The organism is Thiolapillus sp. (assembly GCF_048562965.1).
Classification (GTDB): Bacteria; Pseudomonadota; Gammaproteobacteria; order Chromatiales; family Chromatiaceae; genus Thiolapillus; species Thiolapillus brandeum_A.
In genome coordinates this window covers 1-12,514 of sequence record NZ_JBHNMF010000054.1, presented here as the reverse complement: position 1 = coordinate 12,514, position 12,514 = coordinate 1, and the positions used below count along the sequence as shown (strand labels likewise).

Annotated in this window: 11 protein-coding genes; 8 read left to right on the top strand and 3 right to left on the bottom strand. The window is 56.9% G+C overall.

Going from position 1 to position 12,514, the window contains the following annotated elements; translation table 11 throughout:
* Positions 1-216: 216 nt before the first annotated feature.
* From folE2 to ACOCD2_RS05105, 3 genes are all read right to left on the bottom strand, one after another.
* A complete protein-coding gene (gene folE2 / locus ACOCD2_RS05115; protein ID WP_293647572.1) occupies positions 217-1,017 on the bottom strand; it encodes a GTP cyclohydrolase FolE2 in 801 nt (266 codons plus the stop codon).
* 101 nt (positions 1,018-1,118) lie between these two features.
* Entirely contained in the window at positions 1,119-2,018 is a 900-nt protein-coding gene (gene ispA, locus ACOCD2_RS05110; RefSeq protein ID WP_293647574.1) for a (2E,6E)-farnesyl diphosphate synthase, read from the bottom strand.
* A complete protein-coding gene (locus tag ACOCD2_RS05105; protein ID WP_419587793.1) occupies positions 2,005-2,316 on the bottom strand; it encodes an exodeoxyribonuclease VII small subunit in 312 nt (103 codons plus the stop codon). Before ACOCD2_RS05105 ends, ispA begins: the two co-directional genes overlap by 14 nt.
* A 100-nt stretch (positions 2,317-2,416) precedes the next feature.
* On the opposite strand from ACOCD2_RS05105, the gene ACOCD2_RS05100 reads away from it, so the two are divergent.
* The 8 genes from ACOCD2_RS05100 to secF all read left to right on the top strand — a co-directional run bounded on the left by ACOCD2_RS05100 (position 2,417) and on the right by secF (position 11,975).
* On the top strand, positions 2,417-2,995 hold the full coding sequence (locus tag ACOCD2_RS05100; protein WP_293647578.1) for a CNP1-like family protein: 579 nt from the start codon (positions 2,417-2,419) through the stop codon (positions 2,993-2,995).
* Complete coding sequence (gene parE, locus ACOCD2_RS05095) at positions 2,988-4,901, top strand: DNA topoisomerase IV subunit B (protein ID WP_293647580.1); 1,914 nt, start codon at positions 2,988-2,990, stop codon at positions 4,899-4,901. The genes ACOCD2_RS05100 and parE overlap by 8 nt, the downstream gene beginning before the upstream one ends.
* Positions 4,901-5,929 carry a c-type cytochrome gene (locus ACOCD2_RS05090; RefSeq protein WP_293647582.1) on the top strand — a complete coding sequence of 343 codons (1,029 nt, stop codon included), beginning with the start codon at positions 4,901-4,903 and terminating at the stop codon, positions 5,927-5,929. The genes parE and ACOCD2_RS05090 overlap by 1 nt, the downstream gene beginning before the upstream one ends.
* Complete coding sequence (locus tag ACOCD2_RS05085) at positions 5,926-6,384, top strand: DUF302 domain-containing protein (RefSeq protein WP_293647372.1); 459 nt, start codon at positions 5,926-5,928, stop codon at positions 6,382-6,384. The genes ACOCD2_RS05090 and ACOCD2_RS05085 overlap by 4 nt, the downstream gene beginning before the upstream one ends.
* Entirely contained in the window at positions 6,384-8,627 is a 2,244-nt protein-coding gene (gene parC, locus ACOCD2_RS05080; RefSeq protein WP_293647370.1) for a DNA topoisomerase IV subunit A, read from the top strand. The genes ACOCD2_RS05085 and parC overlap by 1 nt, the downstream gene beginning before the upstream one ends.
* Before the next feature lie 105 nt (positions 8,628-8,732).
* Positions 8,733-9,071, top strand: coding sequence for a preprotein translocase subunit YajC (gene yajC, locus ACOCD2_RS05075; protein WP_293647368.1), 339 nt, complete (start codon positions 8,733-8,735; stop codon positions 9,069-9,071).
* 96 nt (positions 9,072-9,167) lie between these two features.
* The gene (gene secD, locus ACOCD2_RS05070) at positions 9,168-11,021 is read left to right on the top strand and encodes a protein translocase subunit SecD (protein WP_293647374.1); all 1,854 of its coding nucleotides are present in this window, start codon (positions 9,168-9,170) and stop codon (positions 11,019-11,021) included.
* Between the two features lie 15 nt (positions 11,022-11,036).
* Positions 11,037-11,975 (top strand): protein translocase subunit SecF, encoded by a 939-nt coding sequence (secF, locus tag ACOCD2_RS05065; protein WP_293647366.1) that lies wholly within the window; start codon positions 11,037-11,039, stop codon positions 11,973-11,975.
* The last annotated feature ends 539 nt before the right edge of the window (positions 11,976-12,514 follow it).

Sequence of the window (12,514 nt, the reverse complement as noted above, 5' to 3'; positions counted from 1 at the left end):
CCCATGGCTGTTGATCCATTCGATGTGTTGGGTCAATAGCATAGACTCGGCGTACTATGATGTCAAGCCTCTACAGACATGAAAAAGCGATTGTAGATCCATCGAGGCAGGCTTGTACTCAGTCTTAGGGGTGAGTAGTTACGTTGTTTTAATACTTGTTATACCCCGCTATTGCGGCAATACTGACAATCGCAATAAGGAAAATCTGTTTCATTTTCAGATTTTTTCTATCCGCGCATAGGCCGAGTGGTTGTGGATGGACTCGAAGTTCTCGGCTTCCACGATATAGGAGCGAATACGCGGGTCGTCGTTCAGGCGTCCGGCCACATCACGTACGACATCTTCCACAAACTTGGGGTTGTCATAGGCGCGCTCGGTGATGAATTTCTCGTCCGGGCGCTTGAGGAGGCTGTAGAGTTCGCTGGAGGCTTCTTTTTCAACCAGTTCGATGATTTCCTCGATCCACATGAAATCGTCGGTGCTGACGGTCACGGTGACGTGGGAACGCTGGTTGTGGGCGCCACGATCCGAAATTTTCTTTGAGCAGGGGCACAGACTGGTAACTGGTACCACCACTTTGGTGAACATGCTGGGCTCGCCGTCCTCGACTTCGCCGATGAGAGTGACTTCGTAGTCCATCAGGCTTTTCACTCCCGAGACCGGGGCAGTTTTGTTGACGAAGAAGGGGAATGCCATTTCGATATGGCCCGCCTCGGATTCGAGTTTCTCCACCATTTCCACCAGCATGTCCTTGAAGGAATTGATGGAAATTTCCCGCTCGTGGTTGTTGAGGATGGCCACGAAGCGGGACATGTGAGTGCCCTTGAAGTTGTGCGGCAGGAACACGTACATGTTGAAATTGGCAACAGTGTGCTGCTCGCCCTCACTGCGGTCCTTGACACGGACAGGGTGGCGTATATCCTTGATGCCAACACGATTTATGGCAATCTGCCGGGTGTCGGCGCTGCCCTGTACGTCTTCGATTTCAGCAGATGCTGTGTTGCAGTGACTGGTCATCAGGTTTTACAAGCTCAAAATGGTAGCCGCTCATTTTAGCCTGCTGGCCTGCATAAGGGAAATGTTGAATAACCTTGCGCTGCTTTGGGAATAGAGCGGATTCAGTGCTTTCTGCCCACGACATAGTCTGCCAGCTGGCGCAGGCGCTGTGCCGAGCCGTCAAATCCATTCAGTGCGTCATGGGCTTCTTCTAGGAGTTCCCGGGCCTTTTGACGGGCGCCATCGAGTCCCAGCAGGGCCGGATAGGTGGGTTTGTTGTCGGCAGCGTCCTTTCCCTGTGTCTTTCCCAGTGTATGAGTGTTTTCCGTGATATCGAGAATATCGTCCTGCACCTGAAATGCCAGACCGATGGCCTTGGCGTAATGTTCCAGTTTTGCCAGCTGTTCTTTGCTGCCGCCTGCGCTCAGGACACCCAACTGTACGCTGGCGCGGATCAGTGCACCTGTCTTGTGGATGTGCATGATTTCCAGTTCCGGGAGGGAAAGCTCCTGATCCACACCATCGATATCCATGGCCTGACCACCTGCCATCCCTCTGGAGCCACTTGCATTTGCCAGTATGCGCAGCATGTTTAAACGCGTTTCTGCAGGAATCCTGTCCGTGGACCTGGCCAGCAGTTCGAATGCCAGAGACTGCAGGGCATCGCCCACCAGAATCGCCGTGGCTTCGTCATAGACCTTGTGGCAGGTGGGTTTGCCTCGCCGCAGGTCGTCGTCGTCCATGGCCGGCAGGTCGTCATGCACCAGGGAGTAGCTGTGTATCAGCTCGACGGCACAAGCAGGGATGTCCAGCACATCCATGTCTCCGCCACAGGCCGTGCCGGCGGCATAGACCAGCAGGGGGCGCACCCGCTTGCCACCATTGAAAGTGGCATAACGCATGGCCTCGTGCAGATTCCGGGGTTCGATTGTCGTGGCGGGCAGGTTGTGGTCCAGCGCTTTTTCCACCCTGATCACGCAGTCACTGGAAAAGGTGTCGAATGCCGGGTCAGTCTTTGGCATCGACTTCAAATGTCTCAGGTTCGGCTTCGAGGGTCTTGTCGCTCAGTATGCTGACTTTCTGTTCCGCCTTGGCGAGCGCCTGCTGGCAGTTGCGGGTAAGCGCAATGCCTCTTTCGAAGGATTTCAGTGATTCTTCCAGGGAAATATCACCCTGTTCCAGGCGATCCACCAGGCTTTCCAGCTCGCTCAGGGCTTCTTCAAAGCTGAGATTTTCGGGTTTCTTTCGACTCATATCCAGATTGCGTGGTTTGGTAGCAGCGTGCAAATTACCCCACTGTGCGTTTGTCTGCAATATCAAAGCGCACATTCCTCACAGAATTCCGGTTGTGCCTATGTTCAATCGCTGGTCAGGGTTGTAAACTCTCGCCTTTGTATTTGAATGCTGAGGATTGCTCTGCGTGGCTTTGAATAGAACGGTGTTGCTGGTGCTTCTGTTTTCCCTGTGCGGCCTGTTGCAGGCGGCGCCGACAGACAGGTATGAGGAACTGACCGGGGATCAGGATGATTTCGATGCGCTGGAAAAAGAATGGAAAGAAAGCACTACCGATATACCTCCGTTGCCGGATGACGGTGCGTGGTCTGAAGTGCCTGTCGATACGCTGCCAAAGACCCAGAAGGCCTATCTGGATCTGAATACACTGTCGGTGTCACATAAGGACTATGTGGTCCGCTACTGGCTGCTCATCCGCTCCAATACCGGAGGGTACCGGGCCACTTTCGAGGGAATTCGCTGTGCCACGAAGGAGTTTGTGATCTACGCCTACGGCGATCCGAAACGTGACCCGGCTGTACGCAAGGTGAAAGCGCCGAAATGGAAGAAGTACGGGCGCACCAAAAGAGCCGATTACCGGGTGGAACTGGCGCATGACATTTTCTGCACCGGGGAGATTCCACGACAGCTCCGTCAGATAAAGCAGGGCGTGAAAGGTTTGTTCGAAGCGCATAACCCTTTTGACAACTGGACCAACGATGACTGATTACGATGCGTCGGCCATCGAGGTACTGAGCGGACTGGAGCCCGTACGCAAGCGCCCGGGCATGTACACGGACACCACCCGCCCGAACCACCTTGCCCAGGAAGTGATCGACAACAGCGTGGATGAAGCGCTGGCCGGCTATGCCAGCAAGATCGACGTCATACTGTACAAGGACGGTTCCCTGGAGGTTTCGGACAATGGCCGGGGCATGCCGGTGGATATCCACCCCGAAGAAGGCGTTCCCGGTGTCGAAGTCATACTGTGCAAGCTGCATGCCGGAGGCAAATTTTCCAACAAGTCCTACCAGTTTTCCGGTGGCCTGCATGGCGTGGGCGTCTCGGTAGTGAATGCCCTGTCCAAACACCTGGAGGTCTGGGTCAAACGCGACGGGGCGGAATACAATATCGCTTTTGCCAATGGCGAGAAAGTTTCCAGTCTCGAAGCCGTGGGCAAGGTGGGCAGGCAGAACACCGGCACGCGCATCCGCTTCTGGCCTGATGAGAGCTTTTTTGACAGCCCCAGGTTCAGTGTGCGTCAGCTCAAACACGTGCTGCGTGCCAAGGCGGTGCTCTGTCCCGGGCTGCATGTGCGTTTCACCGATGAAAAAAGCGGCGAAACGGAAGAGTGGCAATATGCCGATGGTCTCAAGGATTATCTGCTGGATGCTCTGCAGGGATTCGAAATGCTGCCGGAAGAACCTTTCGTGGGCAGCATGGCCAGCAGTGAAGAAGCAGCTGACTGGGCGCTGGCCTGGCTGCCGGAAGGGGGGGAGCCCGTCACCGAAAGCTACGTGAACCTGATTCCCACCGCACAGGGCGGCACCCATGTGAACGGGCTGCGAACCGGCCTGACCGAGGCTGTGCGGGAGTTTTGTGAATTCCGAAACCTGCTGCCCAGAGGTGTGAAGATCACACCGGACGACGTCTGGAACAAGGTCAGCTATGTGCTGTCCGTGAAAATGGCTGATCCCCAGTTCTCGGGGCAGACCAAGGAAAGGCTGTCTTCGCGGGAATGTGCCGCATTTGTCTCCGGCGTGGTGAAAGATGCTTTCAGTCTGTGGCTGAACCAGAACACGGCCGAGGGTGAGCGAATTGCCGAGCTGGCCATCCATGCCGCCCAGACCCGCATGCGGGCCGGACGCAAGGTTGTGCGCAAGAAGGTGACTCAGGGGCCGGCGCTGCCGGGCAAGCTGGCTGACTGTGCATCCGATGATGTGAACCGCACAGAGCTTTTCCTGGTGGAAGGGGATTCTGCAGGTGGTTCCGCCAAGCAGGCCAGGGACAAGGATTTTCAGGCCATCATGCCCTTGCGCGGCAAGATTCTGAATACCTGGGAAGTGGACAGCGCCGAAGTGCTGGCCTCTCAGGAAGTGCATGACATTTCGGTGGCCATCGGCGTGGAACCCGGCGTGGATGACCTGTCGAAACTGCGCTTTGGCAAGATCTGCATTCTCGCCGATGCGGATTCCGATGGTCTGCATATTGCCACCTTGCTGTGTGCGCTGTTCGTGCGCCACTTCCCCAAGCTGGTAAAAGAAGGGCATGTGTATGTCGCCATGCCGCCGTTGTATCGTATCGACGTGGGCAAGCAGGTGTTTTACGCACTGGATGATGCGGAAAAGCAGGGTGTGCTGGCGCGCATCGAAGCCGAAAAACTGCGCGGCAAGGTCAATGTGCAGCGTTTCAAGGGCCTGGGCGAGATGAACCCCATGCAGTTGCGGGAGACGACCATCCATCCGGATACCCGGCGGCTGGTGCAGCTGGCCATGGAAGCCGGTGACGAAACCCTGCGAATGATGGATATGCTGCTGGCCAAGAAACGTTCAGGCGACCGCAAGGCCTGGCTGCAGGAAAAAGGGGATATGGCGGAAGCCGCTCAGGATTTGATTGCTGGAGTTGATAACTGATGAAACATTTGAACTGGCTGTTGCTGCTGTTATGTGCGCCGCTGTTGGCGGCTCCTGACGGTAAGGCTCTGTATGAAGACAACTGCAGTGTCTGTCACCATTCCCGGGGTGAAGGTGGCATCGGATTGCCCCTGACGGACGAGATACTGTCCCAGGTATCCGATGACTACATCGCCAAGACCATACGTCATGGCCGGCCGGGACGCATCATGCCGTCTTTCGAGGCGCTGAGCCCGGCGCAGGTGAAGGCCATCGTGCGCTATGTCCGCAGCTGGTCCGGCAAGCCGGGCCCGGTCTTCAAGACAGCCAAGCTCAAAGGAGATGCCAAGCTGGGCAAGCCCCTGTATGAAAAGAACTGCGTCCGCTGTCATGGCAAGGATGGCAGTGGAGAAGGACCGGGCACCGGTGTGACCATGTCCCGGGAGCGGACTTTCATGGTCATGCCTGCAGCCCTGAACAACCGTGGTTTCCAGCAGTCGGCTTCGGATGCCATGATTCATGACATCGTACTGAGTGGACGCAAGGTGGGCGGCATGCCTTCGTTCAAGAGCAAGCTTTCCGATCAGGAAATTTCCCACGTGGTGGCTTACCTGCGCACGCTGAAGCCGCCGGTGATCAGGCAGGGTATGGAGGAATGGCGGGGCAAGCCTGCCTACATCATGGAATCACCCTATGGTTTCGACACCACGGTGGAAAACGTCAAGCAGGCCCTCACCGGCGCCAACTTCCGAATCTTTCCCCAGCGCTATCTGGAACAGGGTCTGGCGGACGAGTTCAGCGTCAATACCCGTCAGGTGAGTATCCGGTTTTGCAATTTCAAGGAGCTGTACCATCTGCTCAACATCGATCCGCGCCTGGGCACGGTGCTGCCCTGCCGCATCAATGTCATCGAACGGAACGGGAAAGTGCTGGTGATCTCTGCAAACGTGGCCCAGCTGGCGACCCTGTTCAACAACCAGGAGCTTTCTGAAGTCGGGGTGCTCATGGAAGAGGTCATACTGGCCGTGATGGAGGAGGCAACGCTGTGAAAATACTTGCAGGTATCTGTCTGATGCTGGCCCTGATGCTTCCCGCACAGGCTGATCAGAAACTGGTCATGGCGCGCAGCCATGCCAAGGCCCAGCATGTCATGGATGTGCTCAAGGAAACGCTTCCCGAATACGGATACAGTGTTGCCCATGTCCAGCGCTGTGACGGTGGCATGGCCGAATTTCACTACAAGTCGGATTTCTACCGGGTAGTGTTCTTCGGCAAGCTGGAAGAGGTGCGGCGCATTCTTGCCGACCATCCCGAAATGTCGCCTTATCTGCCGCTGAAAATCGCCGTGATCGCGGAAAACGATGAAACTGTGCTGGCCGCCATGGATCCCCGTGCGCTGGGCGCCTTCTTTCCTGATGACAAGAAGCTGCAGCTACAGTTTGCCCGCTGGTACAACGACATCCAGGCCATGCTCGACGAGATGCGCCAGCTGAAAAAGAAGTAATGGACGAAAACTACACCTCCGAGGGTACCGAGCGGCTGCGCCTGGCCGAATTCACCGAGAAGGCGTACCTGGACTATTCCATGTACGTCATCCTCGACCGGGCACTGCCCCATATCGGCGACGGTCTCAAGCCGGTACAGCGGCGCATCGTCTATGCCATGTCTGAACTGGGGCTGTCGGCGGCAAGCAAGCACAAGAAATCGGCGCGTACTGTGGGTGATGTGCTGGGTAAATTTCATCCTCACGGTGATACGGCCTGTTACGAAGCCATGGTGCTCATGGCCCAGTCCTTTTCCTATCGTTATCCGCTGATCGATGGGCAGGGCAACTGGGGTTCGCCGGATGATCCCAAGTCATTTGCGGCCATGCGTTATACCGAGGCCAAGCTCACGCCTTATGCCAAGGTGCTGCTGGCGGAACTGGGGCAGGGGACGGTGGACTGGGTGCCAAATTTCGACGGTACCCTGAAAGAGCCCAGCCTGCTGCCTGCCCGCCTGCCGAATGTCCTGCTCAACGGTGCCAGCGGGATTGCCGTGGGCATGGCCACGGATATTCCCTCCCACAACCTGCGGGAAGTGGTCAGTGCCTGTATCCGTCTCATCGAAGTCCCGAAAACCACTCTGGAAGAACTCTGCGAGCATATTCCCGGGCCGGATTTCCCCACGGAAGCGGAGATCATCACGCCCCGCGAGGATCTGCTGAAGATCTACCAGACAGGGCGGGGCAGTGTCCGCGCCCGTGCTGTCTGGGAAAAGGAGGACGGCAACATAGTCGTCAGTGCTCTGCCATACCAGGTATCCGGCAACAAGATCCTGGAACAGATCGCCAGCCAGATGCGCGGGAAAAAACTGCCCTGGATCGAGGACCTGCGTGATGAATCCGATCATGAAAATCCCACGCGTCTGGTGATCGTACCCCGTTCCAACCGGGTGGACCTGGAACGCCTCATGTCCCACTTATTCGCCACCACCGACCTGGAGCGCGCCTACCGGGTGAACCTCAATCTCATCGGTCTGGACGGGCGGCCCCAGGTAAAGGATCTGCGGGTGATACTCAGAGAGTGGCTGGAGTTCCGTTTCACGACTGTCCGGCGCCGCCTGCAGCATCGCCTGAACAAGGTGCTCGATCGCCTGCATCTGTTGGATGGTCTGCTGATTGCCTTCCTCAATATCGACGAGGTCATCCATATCATTCGTACCGAGGATGAGCCCAAACCGGTACTCATGGCGCGTTTCGAACTGACCGAGGTCCAGGCGGACTACGTGCTGGACACCAAGCTGCGGCAGCTGGCACGCCTGGAAGAAATGAAGATCCGTGCCGAGCAGGAGGAACTCGCCGAGGAGCGTGACTATCTGGAAAAGACCCTGGGTTCCCGACAGCGCATGAAGACGTTGGTGCGCAAGGAGCTGCAGGCAGACGCCGAGGAATACGGTGATGAGCGCCGGTCTCCCCTGGTGGTGCGCGAAGCTGCCGCCGCTATGGATGAAAGTGAACTCACGCCCAGCGAGCCCAGCACCGTGGTGTTGTCCGAAAAAGGCTGGGTGCGGGCCGCCAAAGGCCATGAAATCGATCCCGCCAGCCTGAGCTACAAGGCAGGTGACGGCTATCGCGATGCGGTGCGCCTGCGCAGTAATCAGACCGCCATATTTCTTGATTCCACCGGGCGCAGTTATGCGCTGCTGGCTCATACTCTGCCTTCCGCCAGGGGGCAGGGAGAGCCACTGACAGGGCGATTTTCACCGCCTGATGGCGCCCGGTTCATGTCCGTTCTCGGCGGTGATCCCGAACAGCGCTGGCTGCTGGCCTCGGATGCGGGATATGGCTTCGTTACGCGGGCGAAGAATCTTATCGCCAACAAGAAGGGTGGCAAGAGCGTGCTGACCCTGCCCAAGGGCGCACGGGTGCTCAAGGCGCAACCTGTCACCGATCCACATACCGACCGGGTGGTGGCGGTAACCAGTGAAGGACGCATGCTGGTGATTCCCCTGAGCGATTTGCCGGAAATGGCGCGCGGCAAGGGCAACAAGATCATCGGCATACCCGGCAAGCGTGTCGCCGAGCGGGAAGAGTACGTGGTCGCCATGCTGGTGGTGCCTGAAGGTGGAAAAGTCAGGCTGATTTCTGGTAAACGGCATCTCAATCCCAAGGCGGCGGATCTCAATGCCTATGAAGGTGAACGGGGACGCCGCGGTAACAAGCTGCCCCGGGGATTCCAGAAAGTGGATGGTCTGGAACTCGAGTGATGATTCCGTCCGGCACGCAGTTGTGCACTGTGGCATAATATGCGGCTTCGCAATTCCCCAATTTTGCTGTTCGTGTTATTTCCCGCGTACAGCGGAGGTAGGTAAATGAATTTCTTTATCAACGACGCATTGGCTGAAGCGCCTGCGGCAGCAGCTGTGGCGGGTCCCAATGGTCTGGCTGGCCTGATATTTCCCATTGGCCTGATCCTGGTTCTGTACTTCTTCATGATCCGGCCGCAGGTAAAGCGTCAGAAGGCGCACCGTGCTCTGGTGGAAAGCCTGAAGAAAGGTGACGAAGTGCAGACCACCGGCGGTCTCATGGGAAAGATTACCGAAGTGGGCGAGAACTTCGTCAGGGTGGAAGTGGCCGATGGCATGGTAGTCACCGTGCGCCGTGCGGCCGTGGAAGCTGTGATGCCCAAAGGAACGCTCAAGGAACTCTGATCCGCAGCTCCCTGAACCCCGGCGGAATTCATGCCGGGTTCAGTGACCGGATGCTTTCTCCCTCAACCTGCTACTTTTTACCATTGATCTGACATGCTGAATCAATATCCTTTATGGAAAAATATCCTGGTTGTCTCCATTCTCGCAATCGGGCTGTTCTACGCGCTGCCCAACCTGTATAGCCAGGATCCTGCCATTGCCGTATCCGGCAACCGCGGTGCGGTGGTAGAAAAAACACTGCAGGACAAGATCGAAACGGCACTCAAGGATGCCGGTATCCCGGTCAAGTCCGTGGAAGACAAGGCAGGAAAACTGCTGATCCATTTCCCATCCACAACCGATCAGCAGAAGGCGCAGCATGTGATTGCCAACGCCTTGCCTGAGAATGTTTCCTATGCGCTGACCACGGCTGCCAATGTACCGGACTGGCTGCTGGCCCTGGGCGGGAAGCCGGTCAATCTGGGTCTGGATCTGCGCGGCGGTATTCATGTGCTCATTGATGTGGACATGGATGCCGCGATCAAGGACAAGGTCGAGGCCTATACCGGCGATGTGCGTACCGCCTTGCGGGGCAAGAAGCTGCGCTACCTGACGGTAAAGGCCGACGCCCTCGGTATCGATGTGAAATTCAAGGACGCTGCAACGCGAAACCAGGCGGAGGAAGTGCTGGGTAATGAATTCAGAAACCTTGGCGTGGAAACCCGCGATGCAGACGGCGCCTATTTCGTGCGCCTGACTCTGCCACCTTCCGAGATCCGCGCCATCAAGAAATTCGCCCTGCAGCAGAACATCACGACCATCCGAAACCGGGTGAATGCCCTGGGCGTGGCGGAACCGCTGGTCCAGCAGCAGGGAGACCGCCGTATCGTGGTCGAGCTTCCCGGTGTGCAGGATCCGACCCAGGTCAAGAATATCCTCGGTGCAACGGCAACCCTGGAATACCGTCTGGTAGACACGGAGCATGATGCCATGGATGCCAAGAACAATGGCAAGATTCCGCCAGGGTCGCGACTGTACAAGGTGAGGGAAGATGGCCGTCCCATACTGCTGAAGAAGCGGGTCATCGTCACCGGTAACCAGATCACCGATGCATCTTCGGGTTTTGATCAGCGCTCCGGCAGCCCCATGGTATCGGTCAACCTTGACAGCAAGGGCGCGCGGCGTATGCGCAATGTGACGACGGATAACGTGGGCAAGCCCATGGCGGTGGTATTCAAGGAGAGCCGGGTGGTGGGTCGTGAAGCCGATGGCAAGCCCATCAAGCGGCTGGTGGAAGAGGTGATCAGTGTCGCCAATATTCTCGAGCCTTTTGGCCGCCGTTTCCAGACCACGGGTCTTGACAGTCCCCAGGAAGCCCACGAGCTGGCGCTATTGTTGCGTGCCGGTGCCCTGGCAGCGCCCATCGATATCGTGGAAGAGCGCACCATCGGCCCCAGCCTTGGACAGGAAAACATCAACCAGGGGCTGAAATCCGTCGTCATCGGTCTGTTGATGGTGATGGTGTTCATGGTGGTCTACTACAAGGTATTCGGCCTGTTTGCCAATGCGGCACTCATCGCCAACCTGGTGCTGATCATGGCCATCCTGTCACTGCTGCAGGCGACGCTGACCATGCCCGGTATTGCTGGTATCGTACTGACGGTAGGTATGGCGGTGGATGCCAACGTGCTCATCTATGAACGCATCCGGGAAGAACTGCGGGTAGGCAGCACACCTCAGGCCAGTATTCACGCCGGTTACGAAAAGGCCTTCAGTACCATCATGGATGCCAATATTACAACCTTGATTGCCGCTATCGTGCTGTTCTCCATTGGTAGCGGCCCGGTTAAAGGTTTTGCCGTGACCCTGGCCATTGGCATCGTCACCTCCATGTTCACTTCCATCGTGGGAACCCGCGCACTGGCAAATCTGGTGTATGGCGGCAAGCGCGTGAAGAAACTCGCAATCTGATTCAGGTAACAGCACATGCGAACTCTCAGTTCTTCTTTGAATATCAATTTTATGGGCAAGCGCAAGCTTGCCATGGCTTTTTCCATAACGCTTGTGGTCATTGCGCTGGTTTCACTGGCCATGCGGGGACTGGTCTTTGGTATCGACTTCACCGGGGGAACCCTGATCGAGGTTGGTTACAGCCAGGATGCGGATCTGGAAAAGGCCCGGCAGGTACTGGCCGAAAATGGTTTTGCCGAAGCCCAGGTACAGCAGTTCGGTACACCCAGGGATGTGCTGATTCGTCTGGCCCCGCGCGAAGGCGTCAAGAGCTCGAAATTGAGCGACAAGGTGTTTGGCCTGCTGAGCAAACAGGCCGGCGGCAAGGTGGAGCTGCGTCGTGTGGAATTCGTCGGCCCCCAGGTGGGCGATGAACTGACGGAAGACGGTGCGCTGGCGGTACTGGTATCCCTGATTGCCATTCTCATGTACGTGGCCGTGCGCTTCGAGTGGCGTTTTGCCGTAGGGTCGGTTGTCGCGCTGGTGCATGACGTGACCATTACGCTGGGATTCTTTGCCCTGTTCCAACTGGAATTCGATCTGACCGTGCTGGCGGCAGTGCTGGCGGTGATCGGTTACTCGCTCAACGATACCATCGTTGTATTCGACCGGATTCGCGAGAATTTCCGCAAGATCCGCAAAGGGGATTCACAAGAGATTATCAATACCTCCCTGAACCAGACCCTGTCGCGCACTATCGTAACGTCATTGACCACGCTGATTGTTTTGCTGGCGCTGTTCATCATTGGTGGTGAGATCATCCACAACTTCTCATTGGCGCTGATCCTGGGTATTGTGGTTGGTACTTATTCGTCTATCTACGTGGCCAGCAGTGCCGTGCTCATGCTCGGCGTGAGTAAAGCGGATCTGATGCCGGTACAGAAGGAAGGACAGCAGATCGACGATATGCCCTGAGCGGGCAGCAACAGTACCCAGAATAGAAAGGCGTGACAGAAAAACTGTCACGCCTTTTTTGTTTGCAGGTCAGTCTCACAGGCTGGTTGCAGCTGCGTTCTACCGGAGGGCAGCGCCTGAAGTTTCCTGGTCAGTTTACGGGAGTCACGTCTGGCATCACCTAGCCCGCATCGCTCACCGATCCCCTAGTTCCGGCGTTTTTGGGCGCCGGGACGTGGCCAAGATAGCCCGATAGCCCATTTCTCGTGCCAAGGTACTCGCCAAGAGAAGAGATTCTCGTGTTTTTTGCTCTCTCAGGGGCTCTGGAGGATGTTTTTTTGACAGAACAGACGCACCAGTCCCTCAGCACCCAGGACTGATTCTTTGAGTCGATGTTGTTGGGGACGGAAGAACCTATCCAGGCGGCGACCAAGCAGGATGCTGCTTGAGATTGGCCAGGATCTGAGCAATATCACTGGCGTAGGGATACGCTTCCGAGAAGGACAGCCAGACTTTGCGCGCTGTCAGGCGCAGGCGGGCGCCGATTTTCAGCAGCTTCA